Genomic DNA, 21,255 nt, shown 5'->3' with positions numbered 1-21,255 from the left:
CGTAATAGGATACAAAACATTTTATAATTTCTTAGTCTAATAAATCTATGAATAAAAAAGACTAATAAAGGATTAAAACAACAAGAGAGCTTCTTAAAATGGTAAGACAATAACTAAATTAGAAATACGAAATAAAAAGAGTTTTCATTTTTTACATATTTATGGTTTTATGACTTCTTCTGCATCTACCTTTGCAATCCTTTTTCTAGAAGTAATAAAATAGACACCTGTTAATAAAACAATAGATGCTAGAATAGATTGATTAGTAAATTTTTCATCTAAAAAATACCATCCTAAAAGCATTGCTATAATAGGATTTACATAAGCAGAAGTAGCAACTTTTTCTGTAGATACTAATTTCAGCAAATAATTAAAGGCTGTAAATGCAATAATACTTCCAAAAACAACTAACATAACCATAGATAATTGTACTTCTTGAGACCAATTGAAAGGTGAAATCATAGTTTCATTAAAACTGAAGCTCATAATTAACAAAACTAAGCCTGCAAACAAGGTTTGATATCCTGTAGTAATAAAGAAGTTTTTAGGTAAATCTGCTTTAGAAACAAACACACCTCCATAACTCCAACTTAACACACAGGTTAAAATCATAAATATACCGAGTAAACTACCCTCAGAAGCGGTTATAGATTGTTGACTTACCAACAAATACATTCCTAAAATACCCAAAGCAACACCAATTACAGATTGTTTTTGCATCGGTTTTCTATCTATTAATCGTAATAATATTAATACAAATAATGGCTGTGTAGATGCTAACAAAGCTGCAAAACCACTATCTAAATAAACAAGTGCCCAAACAAAAACGCCGTTTCCATACACCAAGAAAAAAAAGCCAGAGATACAACAGTTAATCAATTGCTTTTTAGTAATTCTAAGATCTAATTTCAATATTTTAGAAATCATCATAATTAAAACTCCTGCACCTAAAAAACGGATTGAAGCCATAAAAAAAGGAGGTAAAGCGGTTACTGCAATCTTATTAAATAAATAAGTAGAACCCCAAACAATATAAATTGTAAAAAACGCTAAGACTATTAATATTTTTGATTTTTTCAAAAGAAGTAATTTATTACTCAAAGGTAAATATAGAATAGCTATAAATAAAATTACTGATTAACCTATTTTGCATTTATTTTAACTTACTACAACTATTTAAACCTCACAAGCATAAACTTGTGAGGTTTTGGTTATCTCAAACCATTACTAAACTAACTTTTCTCGTATGTTAATTTATTATTGATAAAATCTATATCTCTGGTATTTTTCTGTACAGTAATTGCCCCAAATAGACTTAGCAGAAATGAAATTCCGTAAAACCCTTTTTCACTTAAAAGTAAATCAGCATTTCTAAGCCCTATAATTAATAACAATATTGCTGCAAGAACTACAACCCAACTTATTCCGTAATACATTTCACTTACTTTAATCTCTTCTGCTTTATCCCTTACCGCTTTTTGTAGAGAAATTACAGCGTAAATACCCATTAAAAGAATAGCAAAATAAAATCCTTTTTCATTCAATTCCATCGCGGCATTCCATAAACCAATACAGTAAGAAACCAAACCAATCATTAAAGCTCCCCAAGAAGCCCCAACATAAGCAGACGTTGGTTTTGAGTTTAACTCATTCTTTACTTTTTTCTTTTTACTTTCTTTTTTAGTTTCTTCATTAATTGAAGATGTTGTTTGATAATTCATAATATTTAGTTTAATAATTATGATACAAATTTGCAACTCTTTTAAAGTTCTGAGAATTCAATTTTTAATAATTACTGACGATAAAAAGCATCAAAAATTAATAATAAAACATTATTTAAGTATATTTACAAGACATTTACTGACGATATAATGATAAATTTAAAAGAAGTATTAAGTACTTTTACAAAGGAACAACAACAAGATTTCCTTACTTATCTTGATAAAAAGAATAAGAGAAAGGATGCTAAAAACTGTCAATTAGTAACGCTTTTGTTAAAAGATAACTTATCGTCTAAAGAAATTTCTGACAAATTGTACGGAAAACAGAATAAAATAGCTTTACATGCCCTTAGAAAACGGTTATTTCAATCTCTTATAGATTTTACAGCAAACACAAGCATGAAAGAAGAAAATTCCATTGATATTCTTTTGATAAAAAACATTCTTTCTGCACGATATTTTCTCAAAAAAGGGCTACTAAAAGTGGGGTATCAAATTTTAGATAAAACTATTATAACGGCAACTGAATACCAATTATTTGCACTTTTAAATGAAGTATACCATACTAAAATTCAATATGCTCATTTAAATTCGGACTTAAATTTAGATACATTAATTGTAGATTTTAAAGAAAACCAAAATCGACTTATTTTAGAAGACAATCTGAATATTGCCTACGCTAAAATTAGAACCTCATTAGCCAATTACCATCAAAATAAATCTAAAATTGACATTAAAAAATTGATAGATGTTGCTTTAAAAGAACAAAACATCACAATTTCCAATTCTTTATCCTTCAAATCCTTGTATCAGATTATTCAAATCACCAGCATTTCTTCTGCTCAAAAATTTGATTATTATCATATTGAAGAATTTATTATAGAAACATATCAAGTTATTCAAAATCATACATCAAAAGACAAACAACTCAATTATCACTTAGAGGTGTTGTATTTAATTGCGAATGTACTTTTTAGAAGCAAGAAGTTTAATGAATCTCAAAAATATTTAAAACTGATGCTCTTCTATATGAATGCGGAAAAGAAAAAATATTATAATGATTTTATTCCTAAGTACAACTTGCTACATGCTTTAAACTTAAATTATACAAATAAACAAGAACAAGCTATTGCTTTAATAGAACCTTATATTGATAAAAAAAACACAGATATTGTTGCTCAATTAGACTTCTCTCTTTCTTTAATCGTATTTTATTATCAGCATAAATCCTTAAAGAAAGCTCAGAAAATAGTATCTAAATTTTACCATACAGATAAATGGTATATTGAAAAAGCCGGAATTGTTTGGACTATTAAAAAAAACTTAATTGAAATTTTATTACTAATAGATTTGGGTAATATAGATTTGGTAGATTCTAGGTTAAAAAGCTTTAAAAGAAACTATTTCTCTAATCTAACAGCAATAAACCAAGAAAAAGTAATTACCTATTTAAAGTTAGTAGAAATCTATTACAAAAACCCAGAGGTGGCTACAACAATTGAATTTAAAGATAAAGTAGAAACTTCTTTTAGTTGGATTAACAATGAAGAAGAAGATATTTTTATGATAAGTTTCTTTGCATGGCTAAAAGCAAAAATGACCAAACAAGATATTTATTTGGTCACGTTAAATTTGATAAATGGATAAACTTATTTACGTCTTCCTTTTAATTCCTTTTCAATGTCTTTTAAAGTAAATCCTTTTGCTTGCAACAACATTAAATAATGAAACATTAAATCTCCAGATTCATACAAAAACAACTCGTCGTTATTATCCATTGCCTCAATAACAGTTTCCACTGCCTCCTCACCCACTTTCTGTGCAACTTTATTAATTCCTTTTGCAAATAAACTCGCAACGTAAGATTTCTCTGTATCTTTATTAGCTACTCTTTCTGCAATTACATCTTCTAACGTAGAAAAGAAACCATAGTTTTGTTTATTTTCTTCTCCCCAACAAGTAGCTGATCCTTTATGACAGGTTGGTCCATTTGGATTTACAGAAACTAATAATGTATCATTATCACAATCTAGTTTTATATCCACTAAATTCAATACATTTCCGCTTTCTTCTCCTTTGGTCCAAAGTCTATTTTTAGTTCTAGAAAAAAAAGTTACTAATTTAGTTTCTTGTGTTTTTGCAAATGCTTCTTCATTCATATACCCCAACATCAATACATTTTTTGTGGTTGCATCTTGAATGATTGCGGGTACTAAGCCGTCGTTGTTTTTACTAAAATCGATATTCATAATATTATTTTTATACTGTCTTGTCATTTCTAAATGAACCTTTTCAGAGATTTAGACTCCTCCTTATTAGCTTCTCTATTTAATTTCAATCAAAATATATTTTGATTTCAATAACATTCGGAATGACATTTTTATTTCCGTTAATTTCTGCCAGTTCAAGTGATTTCAATTTTCTATCGAAATTATATCGAGAACTTTTTGTTTATTATCAATTATGAAATTCCTTTTTCTTCGGAATGACATTCTTTATTTTTTATATTCTAACTGGTATATTTTGTTTTTTCAATTCTTCTTTCAACTCCAAAATAGGAATTTCTCCAAAATGAAAAACACTTGCAGCCAAAGCAGCATCTGCTTTCCCTTCTTTAAATGTATCAACAAAATGCTGAATAGTTCCCGCTCCTCCAGAAGCTATAATTGGAATATTCAGTAACTCAGATAAATGCGCCAAAGCTTCATTTGCAAAACCTGCTTTTGTACCATCATGATTCATAGAAGTAAATAAAATTTCTCCTGCTCCACGATTTTCAACCTCTTTTGCCCACTCAAATAAATTCAATTCTGTAGGTATTGTTCCTCCAGCCAAATGGACAATCCATTCTCCATCAATTTGTTTTGCATCAATTGCAACCACTACACACTGACTTCCAAATTTTTCTGCTAATTCGTTTACTAAATCTGGTCTTTTTACTGCAGATGAATTGATAGAAACCTTATCTGCTCCCCATTTTAACAACTCATTTACATTTTCTACAGAAGAAATTCCACCACCAACTGTAAACGGAATATTTACTTGTTCTGCCACTTGATGCACCATTTCTATCATGGTTTTTCTACCTTCTAAAGTTGCAGAAATATCTAAAAAAACCAATTCGTCTGCACCTAAATCTGCATATTGTTTTGCTAAAACCACAGGATCTCCTGCATCTATTAAATTTACGAAATTAACACCTTTTACAGTTCTTCCGTTTTTAATATCTAAGCAAGGTATTATTCTTTTTGTTAACATTTTTTCACTTTTGGCTTTTCGCTTTTGGCTTTTCGCGAATTGCGAACTGCTAAAAGCTAATTGCTATTTAAAATATGTCTCCTTGAGCGCAGTCGAAAGGTTTTTAATAATTTTCGACTGCCCTCGAACTGACATTTAATTATTTAATATAAATTGTTCCAACTGTTTTAAGCTAATTTTATTTTCATAAATCGCTTTTCCTATTATAACACCTTCACAACCATTTTCTGCTAATTTTGGCAATTCATCAAAAGCAGATATTCCTCCAGAAGCAATTAGTTTTACATTTTTTACTTCGGATAAAATCTGATTATAAATATCAAAACTTGGTCCTTGTAACATACCATCTTTAGAAATATCTGTACATATAATATACTGAATACCTTTTTGCTGATAATTAGCAATAAAAGGTATCAATTCTAAAGAACTTTCTTCTTGCCAACCATTCGTTGCAATCTTCCCTCCTGTTGTATCAGGATAAAAATCGGCACCTAAAATAATTTTTTCTGAACCATATTTTTCAATCCAGCTTTCAAAAATTTCATTATTTTTTACAGCAATACTTCCACCAGTAATTTGATTAGCTCCAGAATTAAAAGCAATTTCTAAATCTTTATCAGACTTTAAACCACCACCAAAATCAATCTTTAAATTGGTTTTAGAAGCAATTTGCTCTAATACTTTATGATTGATAATTTGACTTGCTTTTGCACCATCTAAATCTACTACATGTAAATATTCGATTCCTGCAGCTTCAAATTCTTTGGCAACCTCTAATGGACTCTCATTATAAATTTTCTTGGTGCTGTAATCGCCTTTTGTTAAACGAACACATTTTCCGTCAATAATATCTATGGCTGGAATAATTCTCATATTTTTTTTATCTTATATAAGACCTGTCAGGTTTTAAAAACCTGACAGGTCTCAAAGTAATTACTTATTCAAAGCAGTAACCTGAATTTCAATTTTCATTTTTTCATCAATTAACGCTGCAGAAAAAACGGTAGCTGCTGGCTTTACATCTCCCATATATTTTTTTAAAACTGGTAATATTGAATTAAAATCAGACGCAGTTGGTAATATATAAGTAACACGTACTATTTTATCTAAACCAGAACCTGCTTGCTCTAAAACAGCTTTTATATTTTTAAAACACTGCTCAGTTTGGTTTACAACATCATCGGCAATTGTCATATTTTCATAATTAAAACCTGTTGTTCCTGATACAAAAACCCAATCTCCTTCTACTACTGCTCTAGAATACCCCATTTCATCCTCAAAAGGAGAACCCGAACTTATTAATTTTCTTGCCATATTAATTCTATTTTATAAATTTAAGAAGTTTTGTAAAATCTTACTTCCTGCTATACCACTTTTTTCTGGGTGGAACTGTGTTCCATAAAAGTTATCTTTTTTTAATGCTGATGCATATTCAAATTCGTAATCTGTAGTTGCAATTGCTTCTTCACAATTTTCTGCGTAAAAGCTATGCACTAAATACATAAATTCTTTCTCTTTAATTCCTGTAAATAAATCAGATTTTAAATTATAAATAACGTTCCAACCCATTTGTGGAACTTTTACTGCTTTCGAAAACTTCTTTATCGCCACATCAAAAATACCCAATCCTTTTGTATTTCCTTCTTCAGATGAATTACACATTAATTGCATTCCTAAACAAATTCCTAAAACAGGTTGTGTTAAAGTCGGAATTACTTTATCCAATCCACTTTCTTGCAACATTTTCATGGCAGAACTAGCTTCACCAACTCCTGGAAAAATTATTTTATCAGCAGCTCTAATTTTATCAATATTATTTGACAAAATAGCATCAATTCCTAATCTCTTAAACGCAAACTGAATACTTTTTATGTTTCCTGCTCCGTAATCTATAATGACTAATTTCATTCTTTAGCTTTTAGCTTTTGGCTATTAGCAAATGGCTAACAGCTAAAAGCAATTTTATAACACACCTTTTGTTGATGGTAAAAACATTTTGTTGGCATCTCTTTTAACCGCCATTTTCATCGCTTTAGCAAAAGCTTTAAAAATCCCTTCAATTTTATGATGCTCGTTTGCGCCTTCTGCCTTAATATTTAAGTTACATCTTGCGCCATCTGTAAACGATTTAAACAAATGTAAAAACATTTCTGTTGGCATATCACCAATCATTTCACGTTTAAAATCAGCTTCCCAAACCAACCAAGGTCTTCCGCCAAAATCTACCGCTGCTTGTGCCAAACAATCGTCCATTGGCAAACAGAATCCGTAACGCTCAATACCTAATTTATTTCCTAGTGCTTTGTTGAATAATTCTCCCAAAGCAATCATTGTATCTTCTATGGTGTGGTGTTCATCTACCTCTAAATCTCCATCAACTTTTACGGTTAAATCCATTGCTCCATGACGACCAATTTGATCTAACATATGATCGAAAAACTTAACACCTGTAGAAATATCATTTTTACCAGAACCATCTAAATTTAATTTGATGTAAATCTTGGTTTCATTGGTATTTCTTGTTATTTCAGAAACTCTATCTTTTAATTTTAAAAACTCGTAAATAGATTTCCAATCTGTAGAAGTTAAAGCAATACAATCTAAAATTTCTTGCTTAGAAGTTTCTACTTCATCTGCACCTAATTCTGGGTCTTCAGATAAAAAGATTCCTTTTGCTCCCAAGTTTTTAGCCAATTCCATATCGGTAATTCTATCACCTAAAACAAAAGAGTTTGCCAAATCATATTCTTCAGAAAAATACTTGGTTAACAAACCTGTTCTTGGTTTTCTTGTTTCAGCATTTTCATGCGGAAACGTTTTATCTATATGAACTTCAGTAAAAACAACACCTTCTTTTTCAAAGGCAGACATTACTTTATTTTGTGCTGGCCAAAAAGTATCTTCCGGAAAAGATTCTGTACCCAAACCATCTTGGTTGGTTACCATAACCAACTCAAAATCTAATTCTTCGGCAATTCTTGCCATATAACGAAAAACCTTCGGATAAAACTCTAATTTTTCTAAACTATCTAATTGATAATCTACTGGAGGCTCTAATACTAAGGTTCCGTCTCTATCTATAAATAATACTTTTTTCATACTGTAGCTTTTGGCTCTTGGCTTTTAGCGTTTAGCGAAATGCTAAAGGCGAGTAACCAACAGTTTTATTTATTTTATCGCTTTTAAAGCTCTTAATAATCTTTGATTTTCTTCACAAATTCCAACACTTATACGTAAAGTATTTTCACATAAAGGTTGTGTTGTTCTATTTCTAATTACAACGCCATACTCTATTAATTGCTGGTAACGTTTATTAGCATCATCTACTTTTAACAACAAAAAATTACCGTCTGATGGATATACTTTTTTAATATAAGTTTCACATTTTTCTAGCTCTTTTTTAAGTCGTTTTCTTTCACTTATCAACTGCGAAATTTCGTTTTCAACTTCATCCATTTTCTGCAATCTAACAACGGCTCTTTGCTGGCTTAATTCATTTACGTTATAAGGCGGCTTAATGTTGTTTAAAATTTTAATAATTTCTTTGGATGCATAACAAACTCCTAAACGAATTCCGGCTAAACCAAAAGCTTTAGATAATGTTTGTGTAATTATTAAATTAGGAAACTCTTCTAACTTTTCTAACCAACTTTTATGTTCAGAAAAATCTATATAGGCTTCATCAATAACCACCAAACCTTTAAATTTCATTAATAATTCTTTCACTGATGCTACCGAAAAACTATTTCCTGTTGGGTTGTTTGGAGAACACAAAAACAAAACTTTACTATTTACATCTGCTTCTTTTAAAATCTTACTAACTTGTGGCTGAAAATCATCATTTAATAATACCTCTCTATTTTCGATGGCATTAATATTTGCCAACACAGAATACATTCCGTATGTAGGTGGCAAGGTGATTACATTGTCTCTATTAGGCTCACAAAAAGCTCTAAATATTAAATCTAAAACCTCATCACTTCCGTTTCCTAAAAGAATGTTTTCTTTAGAAACTCCTTTTATACCAGACAATAAATCTTTTACATTGTTTTGTTGCGGATCTGGATATCTATTTACACCGTTTTCAAAAGGATTTTCATTAGCGTCTAAGAAAATCATTTCTGTTGTATTAACGTCTTTATACTCATCTCTTGCAGATGAATATGGCTTTAGAGATTTTATATTTTCTCTAACTAAGTTGTTGATGTTAAAGTCTGTTTTCATTTTATTTTTTGTCATGCTTAATTTATTTCAGCATCTAACTATTTATGTTTTGAGATTCTGAAACAAGTTCAGAATGACAAGCTTACTAATTATTTTAAATCTTTTAAACGAATTGAAACTGCATTTTTATGTGCATCTAAACCTTCTGCTGCTGCCATTAACTCAATAGATTTTCCTATTGTTTTAATACCTTCTTTAGATATTTTCTGAAACGTAATACTTTTTGTAAAACTATCTAAGTTTACACCAGAATACGATTTAGAAAATCCGTTTGTTGGTAATGTATGGTTGGTTCCAGATGCATAATCTCCCGCACTTTCTGGTGTGTAATTACCAATAAAAACAGAACCTGCATTTTCTATATTATCTACATAAAAATCATTATTATTTGTACAAACAATAAAGTGTTCTGGACCATACTGATTAATCAACTCTAAAGCGATTTCATCATTCTCTACAAAAATAGATTTCGAATTATTGATCGCTTTCTGAGCTATTTCTGCTCTCGTTAATTTAGCTAACTGAGTTTCTATTTCTTTGGCAACCTCAGCAATCATTTCTTTTGATGTTGATACCAAAATAACTTGACTATCAGCACCATGTTCTGCTTGACTTAATAAATCTGAAGCCACATAACTTGCGTTTGCAGAATCGTCTGCAACCACTAACAATTCACTTGGACCTGCAGGCATATCTATGGCAACACCATGTTTTGTAGACAATTGCTTTGCAACGGTTACATACTGATTTCCTGGGCCAAATATTTTATAAACTTGCGGAATGGTTTCTGTTCCAAACGTATATCCTGCAATAGCTTGAATTCCGCCAACTTTTATAATTTTTGTAACTCCGCATAAATTTGCAGCATACAAAATAGCCGGATGAATTTTACCTTCTTTATTTGGAGGAGAACATAACACTATTTCTTTACAACCTGCAATTTGTGCAGGAATTGCCAACATCAAAACCGTAGAAAACAAAGGTGCTGTTCCTCCAGGAATATACAAACCAACTTTAGTAATTGGTCTTTTTTCTTGCCAACATGAAACCCCGTTTGCCGTTTCTACAAATACTTTTTCTGTTTTTTGAGCAGTATGAAATTTGGTTATATTTTCTTTTGCAAGAATAATAGCGTCTTTTAACTCATTAGAAACTAATGAAATTGCTTCTTCTATTTCATCTAACGAAACAATTGTATTTTCTAAAGAAACACCATCAAATTTTGCGGTGTATTTCTTTACAGCTGCATCTCCGTTTTCTTTGATATCAGCAAAAACTTCATTTACAACTCCTTCTATATCATCAACCGTTTTTGTAGGTCTCTCTAAAATTTGAGACCACTCTTTTCTGGATGGGTTTATAATTGTATTCATGTTTTAAATTTCTCCTGCAAGGTTTCTAAAACCTTGTAGGTATTTTACTTTTTAATTTATACGAACAAAGTTTTTAAACCTTGCAGAATGTTTGCAAACTTGCAATTTGCGTTAGGGATTGAAACGGCATCCTTTTTGTTTTTCACAAAAAGATATAGTGTAAAGCCCGTTAAAACGCCCTAATAATAATAATAAATCAACACCTACAAGGTTCTGAAAACCTTGCAGGAGTAGCGGGCTAATTAAAGCACCATTTTTTCGATAGGGCAAACTAAAATACCTTCTGCACCATTAGCTTTTAACTCCTCTATAATTTCCCAAAATTCATTCTTGCTAATTACTGTGTGTACAGAACTCCATCCTTTTTGTGCCAATGGCAAAACAGTAGGACTTCTCATACCTGGTAATAAATTTAAAATGTCATCTAATTTATCGTTAGGTGCATTTAGCAACACGTATTTAGAGTCTCTACCTTTTAAAACAGACTGAATTCTGAATTGAATTTTCTCTAAAATGGCCATTCTTTCATCTGAAATTAATGGTGAAACAGCTAAAACTGCTTCCGATTTTAAAAGAACTTCAATCTCTTTTAATCCGTTTTTAAATAGTGTGCTTCCACTAGAAACGATATCACAAATTCCGTCTGCTAAACCAATATTTGGTGCAATTTCTACAGAACCGTTAATAATGTGCAACTGTGCCTCTATATTATACTCTTTTAAATATTTTTTAACCGTTTCTGGATAAGATGTAGCAATTCTTTTTCCGTCTAAATCTTTTAATGAATTCGCTTTAGATTCTTTTGGCACTGCTATAGAAACTTTACATTTAGAAAAACCTAAACGCTCTATAAAGTCTAAATCGTTTCCTTTTTCTATTAAAACATTTTCGCCTATAATAGCAGCATCTACAACTCCATCTCTTAAATACTGCGGAATATCTCCATTTCTAAGATAAAAAACTTCTACAGGAAAATTTCTTGCGGATGCTTTTAATTGATCTTTTCCGTTGTCTATTGAGATTCCGATATCTTTTAAGATACTCATTGAATCTTCATTTAATCTTCCTGATTTCTGTACTGCAATTCTTAAATTACTCATTTTTGTTTTGTTTGATGCCTGAGCAAATACGGTTTAAAATTAAAAAAACCCGTTTGATTCGCTCAAACGGGTTTATAAATATCTTGATTTTATTCAATACACTTTTAAATCGCTTGACTGCAATTGTAAAAATGATGATGATGGTTTTGAATAAAAGTCATGTCTTGTTTATTTCTATGCAAATATCAAAATTTTATTTTTAATTACACTAATAAACATATAAAAAAAGTTATTAAAATTAAATATTAATCAAAATATTAATATTTGTTTAAAATTTATATTTTTTTATTTATAAATCTCTCTTAGCTTTTAAGAACAAACTACTATTTTTGCAGCCATGGAAAACATAAAACAGGTAACAAAAAAACTACAGCGCGCTGTTGCAGAAGCAATACAGCAATTTACTATGATTGCTGAAGGAGATAAAATAATGGTTTGCCTTTCTGGAGGAAAAGATAGTTATGCAATGCTAAATATGTTACTATATTTCCAGAAAGTAGCGCCAATTTCTTTTAATATTGTTGCCGTAAATTTAGATCAAAAACAACCTGGTTTTCCTGTAGAAGTACTCCCTACCTATTTACATAACTTAGGGGTTGATTATAAAATTATAGAAAAAAACACTTATAAAATTGTAATGGACAAAACTCCAGAAGGTAAAACTACCTGTAGTTTATGTTCACGTTTACGTAGAGGAACGCTATATGAAGCCGCCAAAGATTTAGGCTGTAATAAATTGGCTTTAGGACACCATAGAAATGATATTCTAGAAACATTTTTCTTGAACTTCTTTTTTGCTGGAAAAATGGAAACCATGCCGCCTAAATTTAAAAATGATGCAGGTGACTTAGTGGTATTAAGACCTCTTGCTTTTTGTAAAGAAAGTGATATTGAAGAATATGCCAACTTTATGAACTTTCCTATTATACCTTGTAATTTATGTGGCTCGCAAGAAAACTTACAGCGCCAGAATGTAAAACAAATGATTACGGATTGGGAAACAGCGTTTCCTAATAGAAATGCTATTATGATGAATGCTTTACAAAATGTATCTCCTTCTCATCTTTTAGATAAAAACTTGTATGATTTTGATAATCTAGATAGTAAAATAAATGAGGCTTCTTTGGTCTAGTAGTTCTGATTTTAATTCTTTCTTAAAATTATAAAAACATTAGCATTTTATTTTTATGATTCTAACTCGAAAGTGCTAATTTAGCTATGAATTAGAAGTTACCTCAACTTTAAAAAATAGAGTTATTCATTATTTAAAATCATTAAATATGAGCTTAATAACAAAAAATATGATTACTGGAAATCACGGAAAAGTATTTGAAACAAATGCAAAAGAAAATCACGATTTAGAAAAAATTAAAGACAAACTATCATCTTTAGACGGCATTAAAGATGTAATTATTAATGCAGAAGTCTTTCCTAAAGAATTTACAGTTCATACAACAGAACTAGTTAATATTAAAGAGATTGAAAGCGTAGTAAAGTCTCTAGGTTTTCATGCAATTCCAAAAACTCCTTTTTCTTTATAAAAAAATGCATTCTTGTTCAGTTCAATAATATTTTGAACTTAATAAGAATGTATTAAATATGACCAAGGTAATAGGATTAATATTTTTGCTTATGGGGGATTGCTTTTAAAATATGTCTTCCTATATTAATACCTTGATCTACTCCATTATCTATAGCTGCTCTAAAATGAATACCTCCATACAACCTACTAATAGCAGCTTCTTTTGCAGCAGCATTAAAAGAGTTGAAATTTCTAATAGGCAATCCAAAAGGCAATTCTGTATCATCTGAAAAACTAAAATTTTCTCCAAAAATAGCCGTTAAAATAGTTGCTGATGCGCCTGAAACTACAGAATGACCACTTGTATATTCTGGAAACGGAGGCGTTTGCAATAAAGGCGTCCAATTTTTATCTATTGTTTTATTTATAAGGGTTTCTGGTCTTATTAAATTACTTCTATATTTTTCATCCCAACAACTTATAAAAGCATCAAAAATACCTATTGATGTTATTGTGTTTGCAGATACAGATTCTTCAAAATTAAAATTACTTTTTTTACAAGCAATCTTTGTAATTCCAATCCAATGTGCACCAGGAGTAATCTTTTTTGTAGCAATCATTAAATGCCCTTTGCTTGTTGTAACATACGGGTTACAATCCCAAAATCTTGCAATTTCTACTTCTTCGGATGTATCTCCGTTTTTTCTAATTCTATTAGTAACTGTATATACTTCTTGTACTTCTTTATAAAACGCACTGCCTTCATCCATAGAAAATGTAGGATGTCTTTTTGGTTTAAACTGAGAGACAGAATCTAAAAACATTGGTCTTATTTTCATCCAATGAGGCTCAATTCCGTCCATATAAGCTGGTGGAGTTGGCTGCCATCTTGATGGATCATCAGAATAAAGCTCAAATTTAGGATATGTTCTAGTCTCTTTATAATTGTCTTTACCAGACCATTCTTTAATATGCTTTGCTACTTGCAATCCATATTTTTCTGAAGCTATAAATTCTTCTTTATTTAAGTCCTTCCAACCTGTAAATAAGCTGTCTGCGTATTTTGTAATAATATCATCTTTAAAAATAAGATCTTTACTTACATTAACATAAGCCACTATTGCAGCTACTTTTGTATTTACATTTTTACCTGGTTTTGGAATTGCAGCTAATGATTTTATCTTTGTTGAAAGGGAAACATAATTACTGTCTTTTTGAGCAATAACCTCATAAGCAGCAATATTTGGATATACATAGATTCTGCTGGCAACAGGTGGCGAAAAAATATCATGAATCATTGTTTCCGTTATTTTATCGACAACCTCAAAATAATTATTGCCAGTAACGGTTATTGGCAGCACTTCCTTTTTACACGCTTGTAGTAGCAGTGTAATAAGTACTAATAAATATGTTTTCCCTTTCATAAATAAATTATTTAAACTCTTCTGAATAATAGGTTGTAGCATCCGTTAACAACAATTCCATTTTCTCTTTCTCTAAAAGGATTCTTTTATCGTCCCAGTCTAAATATTTTATAAAATCTTTTAAAATAATATCAAAATAGACAGCAATACTTGGTATGTTAAAATACAATCTTCCTGTTCTTCGTACAAAGAAATCTGCTAAACTATTGGTCATTTCATAGTTTATACAATACCAAAGTTCTGCTCTAATTAAGTTTTCTAATGGAGTTCCGTTTATAAAGAAATCCATTTTAGCAACAATTAAATCTGCCTTTTTACCAAAAGTAGTTGTTAAATACCAAGCATGATACGGATCTGAAACACCTTTCTTTAGCAAATCATTTTCTACTTCTTCTTGATAAAGTTCTACTTCATAAGAAGAATGTAACGTTGGCGTTACCAAAGAAATATGTTCTGTATCTGTTTTTTTTAATCTCTTTTTTCTTTTCTTTGGAAGCGTTTTTAAAATGACATCAATAACTCTGTGCGCCATTTTTCTATAGCCCGTTAACTTACCACCAGCAATAGAAATTAAACCGCTGTCTGAAACAAAAATCTCATCTTTTCTAGATAATTCTGATGGATCTTTCGACTCTTCATGAATTAAAGGTCGTAAACCTGCCCAATTAGATTCTACATCATCAATGGTTAAATTTACGGTTGGAAACGTATTATTTGCTGCTTTTATTAAATAGTCAACATCTTCTTTTGTTGCTACTACTCTATTTAAATCTCCGTTATAATTGGTATCTGTAGTACCCACATAAGTACATCTTCCTCTTGGAATTGCAAAAATCATTCTACCATCTTCTACATCAAAATACACAGATTGTTGTACCGGTAATTTTTTATTAGGAAAAACAATATGTACACCTTTGGTTAAATGTAAGTACTTATGATTGATAGAATTATCTTTCTTTCTAATTTTATCTACCCAAGGGCCCGCAGCAGATACATAATTTCTTGCCGTTAAATTTATTTTCTTACCCGTGTTATGATCGATACAATTTAGGCTTTCAATTTTATTATTGTTATCATAAATGATCGATTCCATTTCACAATAATTAATAACAGTCGCTCCAAATTCTGATGCTTTTTTAAGTAACTCAATTGTTAATCTTGCATCATCTGTTCTGTATTCTGCATAAAAACCACTTCCTAAAACGGTACTATCATCTAACAAAGGTTCTTTCTTAAAAGTATCTTCTTTGTTTAGCATTCTACGTTTATCATCTCCACCAACATTGGCCAACATATCATAAACTTTTAAACCAATAGAAGTCATCATTTTACCATAAGTTCCTCCTTCAATTAAAGGTAACAGCATTTTTTCTGGTAAAACCAAATGAGGTGCTAATTTATGTACAATTGCTCTTTCGGAACCAGATTCTCTTACCAACCCAATTTCTAATTGTTTTAAATACCTTAACCCTCCGTGAATTAGTTTTGTTGATTTATTACTGGTACCCGAAGCAAAATCATTCTTCTCTATTACACAAACACTTAAACCTCTAGAAGATGCATCTAAAGCAATACCTGCTCCTGTTACACCTCCACCAATTACAATAATATCGAACTTTTTAGAGGTTATTTTTTTAAGCTGTTTACTTCTATCTAAAACAGAAAAACGAAGCGGCTTATTTTTAACCTTACTAGTATTGGTTGTTTTTGTTTTATCAACTGCATTTAACCAACCTTTGTACTTTTTATTTCTTAGTTTGGGTTTCATCTCTGGTTTAAAAACAGTTTCTACTTTTCTTAAATCTTCAATATTTTCTTTTACCCAAAAACCAGCTTTAATACCCGCCAATAAAGCAGCACCAAAAGCGGTAACTTCTATCATTTTTGGTCTGTCTACATCTACATTTAAAAGATCGGACTGAAATTGCATTAAGTAATTGTTGTCACTTGCGCCTCCATCTACTTTTAAGGTTCTCATTTCTTTACCAGAATCTTGAATCATCGCATCAATCACATCTTTTGTTTGGTATGCTAATGCCTCTACTGTTGCTTTTATAATTTCTTTTCTACCCGTATCTAACGTCATACCATAAATACTTCCTTTTGCTTTGGCATCCCAATAAGGTGCTCCTAATCCTGCGAAAGCAGGAACCACATAAATGTCTTTTAAAGGCGGAATACTTTTACAAATTTCTTCTGTATCGGATGCTTTTTCAATAAGCTGCATGCTATCTCGTAACCATTGTATAGAAGCACCTCCTACAAAAATGCTTCCTTCTAATGCATAATTTACAGGCTCATTTTCTAAACTACAGGTAAGTGTAGTTAATAAGCCATTATGAGAAACCACTTGCTCTTTTCCTATATTTAACAACATAAAACAACCCGTTCCGTACGTGTTTTTAGCGATACCAGATTTAAAACCTCCTTGTCCAAACAACGATGCTTGTTGGTCTCCTGCAACTCCGTAAATAGGAATTTTAATATCTTTATACGTTACCGAACCAAAGTCTGATGACGATTGTTGTACACTTGGCAATACACTTTTAGGAATGTCTAATGCTTTTAGAAGGGTTTCATCCCATTTTAATTCCTTAATATTATAAATTAACGTTCTCGAAGCGTTTGTATGGTCTGTTACATGTTTCTCACCATTGGTAAATTTATAAATTAACCAACTATCTATGGTACCAAAACACAATTCGCCTGCATTTGCTTTTTCTCTTGCTCCGTCAACATTGTCTAAAATCCATTTTAATTTTGTTCCAGAAAAATAGGCATCAATAACCAAACCTGTATTTTCTTTTACGTAATCTGTAAGTCCTTTGTGCTTTAAATCTTCACAAATTTCAGATGTTCGTTTGTCTAACCAAACAATAGCATTATGTATTGGTTTACCTGTTTTACGATCCCAGACAACCGTAGTTTCTCTTTGATTTGTAATACCAATTGAAACAATTTCTTGTGGATTAATTTTAGAATCTTCTAATACTTTATAAAAAGTTTCTAATTGATCGGTATAAATATCTTCTGCATTATGCTCTACCCAACCAGATTGCGGATAATGTTGTTTTAATTCTTTCTGAGAAATTGCTACTATTTCTCCTTGATGATCAAAAATGATGGTTCTGGTGCTTGTTGTTCCTTGATCGAAAGCAACTATATATTTTTTTTCCATGATTATAAAAATCTTATGTTATTTTCTAAAAAATTAAGTAAGTACTTAATACTAAAATTGTAATTGCAACGCCTATAACTTTTGCATATTTCCAAGGAGTAATATCTATTTCTTTTGTAATTTTTGGTGTGTACACTTTTTTACTAGGGTATAATTTTCCCATAATAAGCATAAACGCAACATTAATTACAAACAGAATTCCCATAATATGCAAGAAATGAGGATAGGCTTTTGCCTTAATAATACTTAACTCTTTTGCATTTGTAATACCATTTATGGCGGCTTCTGATAAAGCGGCATCTATAAAATGAGGACTCAATACAAACTGACTTATTAAATACATTAATACACCAATAGTTAATACAATTTTTGCAGCCAACGCTGGTACTTTTTTAGTTGCCATACCAACCGCTACAACAGCCAAAATAGGCACACTTAAACTTCCTAAAGATTCCTGTATGTAAGAGAATAATCCGTCTGGTGCATTTGCTATAAAGGGTGCAATACTCATAGAAATAATTGCTAATAAAAGACCAAAGAATTTCCCAGCTTTTACCATTTTTAATTCAGAAGCATTTTTATTAAAGTATTGACGGTATAAATCGACTCCAAATAATGTAGAACTACTATTTAACAAGCTATTAAATGAACTTAAAACGGCTCCAAATAAAACGGCTGCAAAGAATCCTAAAAATGCTGCTGGCAATACTTTTTTAACCAAAGCAGGATATGCTTGATCTGGATTTGCCAAGTCACTACCAAAAATATGCCACGCAATAATACCTGGAAGTACTACAATAATTGGAATTAAAAACTTTACAAAACCTGCTAAAATCATTCCTTTTTGTCCTTCTGCTAAACTTTTAGCGCCAAAAACACGTTGTAAAATAGATTGATTGGTTCCCCAATAATACATCTGCGCAATCATCATTCCTGTAAAAATGGTACTAAAAGGAATAAAAGAATCAATCTCTCCTTTTGCATTAAACTTCTCTGGGTTCTGAGTCCATAATTCTGTAAATCCATCAGAAATACTTCCATCACCAATAAGCATTAAACCAAAAACAGGAATTAAAAGTCCACCTATTAACAACCCAATTGCGTTTACTAAATCGGAAACTGCAACCGCTTTTAAACCTCCAAAAATGGCATAAATAGAACCAATAATTCCAATAGATAAAACACAAACCCAAATAACGCTAGCTTGCGATATCCCCAACGTTTCTGGTAAATCGAACATGGTACTAAAAGCCAAAGAACCAGAGTATAAAATGGTTGGTAACAATACAACACCAAAAGCAACCAAAAACAGAATTGATAAAATTGATTTTGTTTGTCCATCAAAACGTTCCTGTACAAATTGTGGAATTGTTGTTATACCAGAGCGCATGTATTTTGGTAATAAATAAATGGCTGTTACAATCATAGAAATAGCTGCTAAGGTTTCCCACGCCATTACTAAAACTCCTTGCGCAAAAGATTGTCCGTTTAAACCAACAATTTGTTCTGCCGAAAGATTGGTTAATAATAAGGAGCCTGCAATGGTTATTGCCCCTAAACTTCTACCGCCTAAATAATAACCATCTGCAGATTTTTCGTCTGTTTTACGAGTTGCATACCAAGCAATAAAGGCTACCAATAAGGTAAAACCTAAAAACGAAGCAATAGAAAGTATATCCATTTTTTTATATTTTTTTAGTTAATTGAATCAATCCACAAGCAGGAGCTTCTAAACTAGAAATTCCTTTATTTAATTTAAAAACAGTTGTTTTTACCACTTCTCCTTCACAATTAAAAATTGTTGCTGTAAATTCTCCTAAATCAAATTTTGATTTAAGAATAATTGTTTCACTCAATTTTGCATTTAAGATATCTAAGTTTTCTACTTGCTCATTTATTTCTGAAACGTAGTTGTCGTAAATACCCAAAATCATTTTATCAGCATTTATAATTTGTTTCTGCGGATAGTTTAACAAAGGGTTAAAAGGGGTAAACTTCCCTTCTGTAAATAACACCTTATTTTCATTCCAATAATTGGTGTAGAATTTAATCATTCTTAAATGACTTTGGGGTGCTTCTTTTAATAAAATTGAAATTTGCGGTACACCAAACAACGTATTTACCAATTGCAAAGCAGCAACCTCTACAGTTTCTTCTTTATGCCAAGTAATCATATCTGAATGTACAGCCGTATTACCTGCTAACATTTTAATATCTGCAATTCTTATTCTGTTCATCGTAGCATCTCCAGGACAATCGAAAGCTCTAAACATATTACCATATTTACGCATTGCAGGACCTACGTATTTTTGTCTAAACTCTATAAAAACATCCGCCTTAATTGCCTTTAAAGTTGTAATAACATCCGTTAACAAACGATCTACAGCTTCATTTATAGAATGATAATCCATTTCTGGTGTCTTCTCTTTTGTCTCTGGATAATGTTTAAAATCATCAATAAAATCAAGTTTAAAACCATCTAAATCCCACTCTATTAAAGCAGATTTATAAATATTGATTAAATATGCTCTCACATCTGGATATCTTGGATCAAAAACGGGTGCCCATCTATGGTTTTCCGTTAAGAATTTCCCCTTAAAACGTTTGTAAGCTTTTGATTTATGTCCGCAAAAAGGAACCGAATACCAAAAACCAACTTTCATTCCTATTTTATGAATTTTAGCTACAAATTCTTTCGTCTTATCTAGTCTGTCTGGTTCCCAATCTCCTGTATAATCATAACCTCTATTATCATCTTTTGTTTGCCAACCGTCATCTACAATAATGGCTTTATACCCTAAATCATAAGCAAGTTTACATTCTTCTTCTAACTTGTCTTCATCTAAATTTTGATGAAAATTATACCAAGTAGAATACAAAGGCACTAATGCACTTTCTGGTACAGAGGTTGGTTGTAAGTTGTCAAAAGATTCCCACCATTTAGAAACATCTTTAAGCGTTTCTGAAAAATGAACATTTCTAGTATCTATTCTTAATTGAATATTAAAGTCTTTTACCTCATAATTTGTTTCTGTAAATAGGTTGATAAAGCAATAGAAATAATCATCTTCTTCTCTATATCTTGCATTTAACTCTAACTTATTAATGGCGTTAGAACATGCAAAAGTTAACCGATTGCTATCATCATGACCAAAAAGATTTATTATTGGCGCATCAATAGAAATACGAGATTCCATGTGGTCTAATTCCCAATCTGCCTGAATTCTCTTTGCAAAATCGGTGGTTGGTTTCCACACTCCTTTTACATTATGTGCTGGTATTTTCCATTTTATAGTAATGGGCGCTGGTATCTCTGCTTTTTCTCCGGTTATATTTATATCGAAAATGGTAATATTATTTTCGTTTGATACTACTTTTAAGTTTGATGAAAAGTTCTCTGAACCTCCAACTATTGTAATGTCCTTTTCTGAAATTGTATAATTTTCTTTAATCAT

General features: G+C 30.8%; 18 protein-coding genes. 3 read left to right on the top strand and 15 right to left on the bottom strand.

Annotation, left to right across the window (positions count from 1 at the left end; all coding sequences use genetic code 11):
* Positions 1 to 159 precede the first annotated feature (159 nt).
* Positions 160 to 1,080, bottom strand: coding sequence for an EamA family transporter (locus KV700_RS01765; RefSeq protein WP_218598868.1), 921 nt, complete (start codon positions 1,078 to 1,080; stop codon positions 160 to 162).
* Between the two features lie 152 nt (positions 1,081 to 1,232).
* Positions 1,233 to 1,721, bottom strand: coding sequence for an inner membrane protein YiaA (gene yiaA, locus KV700_RS01760; RefSeq protein ID WP_218598866.1), 489 nt, complete (start codon positions 1,719 to 1,721; stop codon positions 1,233 to 1,235).
* 150 nt (positions 1,722 to 1,871) lie between these two features.
* Here yiaA and KV700_RS01755 point away from each other — a divergent pair, with 150 nt between their 5' ends.
* A complete protein-coding gene (locus tag KV700_RS01755) occupies positions 1,872 to 3,368 on the top strand; it encodes a hypothetical protein (protein ID WP_166384755.1) in 1,497 nt (498 codons plus the stop codon).
* 2 nt (positions 3,369 to 3,370) lie between these two features.
* Here the strand turns inward: KV700_RS01755 and hisIE are convergent, their stop codons facing one another.
* From hisIE to hisG, 9 genes are all read right to left on the bottom strand, one after another.
* The gene (gene hisIE / locus KV700_RS01750) at positions 3,371 to 3,970 is read right to left on the bottom strand and encodes a bifunctional phosphoribosyl-AMP cyclohydrolase/phosphoribosyl-ATP diphosphatase HisIE (RefSeq protein WP_166385038.1); all 600 of its coding nucleotides are present in this window, start codon (positions 3,968 to 3,970) and stop codon (positions 3,371 to 3,373) included.
* 253 nt (positions 3,971 to 4,223) lie between these two features.
* A complete protein-coding gene (gene hisF, locus KV700_RS01745; protein WP_218598865.1) occupies positions 4,224 to 4,979 on the bottom strand; it encodes an imidazole glycerol phosphate synthase subunit HisF in 756 nt (251 codons plus the stop codon).
* A 135-nt stretch (positions 4,980 to 5,114) separates the two neighbouring features.
* Complete coding sequence (hisA, locus tag KV700_RS01740; protein ID WP_166384751.1) at positions 5,115 to 5,852, bottom strand: 1-(5-phosphoribosyl)-5-[(5-phosphoribosylamino)methylideneamino]imidazole-4-carboxamide isomerase; 738 nt, start codon at positions 5,850 to 5,852, stop codon at positions 5,115 to 5,117.
* A gap of 60 nt (positions 5,853 to 5,912) precedes the next feature.
* Positions 5,913 to 6,293 (bottom strand): RidA family protein, encoded by a 381-nt coding sequence (locus tag KV700_RS01735; RefSeq protein WP_166384749.1) that lies wholly within the window; start codon positions 6,291 to 6,293, stop codon positions 5,913 to 5,915.
* Between the two features lie 12 nt (positions 6,294 to 6,305).
* Complete coding sequence (gene hisH, locus KV700_RS01730) at positions 6,306 to 6,887, bottom strand: imidazole glycerol phosphate synthase subunit HisH (RefSeq protein ID WP_218598863.1); 582 nt, start codon at positions 6,885 to 6,887, stop codon at positions 6,306 to 6,308.
* Positions 6,888 to 6,941: 54 nt separating this feature from the next.
* Entirely contained in the window at positions 6,942 to 8,078 is a 1,137-nt protein-coding gene (hisB, locus tag KV700_RS01725) for a bifunctional histidinol-phosphatase/imidazoleglycerol-phosphate dehydratase HisB (RefSeq protein WP_218598862.1), read from the bottom strand.
* A 69-nt stretch (positions 8,079 to 8,147) separates the two neighbouring features.
* Positions 8,148 to 9,203, bottom strand: a complete 1,056-nt coding sequence (gene hisC, locus KV700_RS01720) for a histidinol-phosphate transaminase (protein ID WP_218599799.1) — start codon at positions 9,201 to 9,203, stop codon at positions 8,148 to 8,150.
* Positions 9,204 to 9,292: 89 nt separating this feature from the next.
* Positions 9,293 to 10,576, bottom strand: coding sequence for a histidinol dehydrogenase (gene hisD, locus KV700_RS01715; RefSeq protein WP_218598860.1), 1,284 nt, complete (start codon positions 10,574 to 10,576; stop codon positions 9,293 to 9,295).
* Positions 10,577 to 10,818: 242 nt separating this feature from the next.
* Entirely contained in the window at positions 10,819 to 11,676 is an 858-nt protein-coding gene (gene hisG, locus KV700_RS01710; protein WP_166384741.1) for an ATP phosphoribosyltransferase, read from the bottom strand.
* Positions 11,677 to 12,013: 337 nt separating this feature from the next.
* Between hisG and ttcA the strand changes: the two genes are divergently transcribed.
* Positions 12,014 to 12,808, top strand: coding sequence for a tRNA 2-thiocytidine(32) synthetase TtcA (ttcA, locus tag KV700_RS01705; protein ID WP_166384739.1), 795 nt, complete (start codon positions 12,014 to 12,016; stop codon positions 12,806 to 12,808).
* A gap of 148 nt (positions 12,809 to 12,956) precedes the next feature.
* Entirely contained in the window at positions 12,957 to 13,217 is a 261-nt protein-coding gene (locus KV700_RS01700) for a heavy-metal-associated domain-containing protein (RefSeq protein ID WP_218598859.1), read from the top strand.
* A gap of 76 nt (positions 13,218 to 13,293) precedes the next feature.
* Here the strand turns inward: KV700_RS01700 and KV700_RS01695 are convergent, their stop codons facing one another.
* The 4 genes from KV700_RS01695 to KV700_RS01680 are packed head-to-tail and all read right to left on the bottom strand — an operon-like array spanning position 13,294 to position 21,255.
* Complete coding sequence (locus KV700_RS01695; protein ID WP_218598858.1) at positions 13,294 to 14,622, bottom strand: vanadium-dependent haloperoxidase; 1,329 nt, start codon at positions 14,620 to 14,622, stop codon at positions 13,294 to 13,296.
* Positions 14,623 to 14,629: 7 nt separating this feature from the next.
* Positions 14,630 to 17,800, bottom strand: a complete 3,171-nt coding sequence (gene glpK, locus KV700_RS01690; protein ID WP_218598857.1) for a glycerol kinase GlpK — start codon at positions 17,798 to 17,800, stop codon at positions 14,630 to 14,632.
* Between the two features lie 25 nt (positions 17,801 to 17,825).
* A complete protein-coding gene (locus KV700_RS01685) occupies positions 17,826 to 19,481 on the bottom strand; it encodes a solute:sodium symporter family transporter (protein ID WP_166384731.1) in 1,656 nt (551 codons plus the stop codon).
* A 4-nt stretch (positions 19,482 to 19,485) separates the two neighbouring features.
* Complete coding sequence (locus tag KV700_RS01680; protein WP_218598856.1) at positions 19,486 to 21,255, bottom strand: glycoside hydrolase family 36 protein; 1,770 nt, start codon at positions 21,253 to 21,255, stop codon at positions 19,486 to 19,488.

The sequence above is a fragment of the Polaribacter sp. NJDZ03 genome, from assembly GCF_019263805.1.
In the GTDB taxonomy this organism is placed as follows: Bacteria; Bacteroidota; Bacteroidia; order Flavobacteriales; family Flavobacteriaceae; genus Polaribacter.
This window is presented reverse-complemented; position numbering and strand designations above follow the sequence as displayed.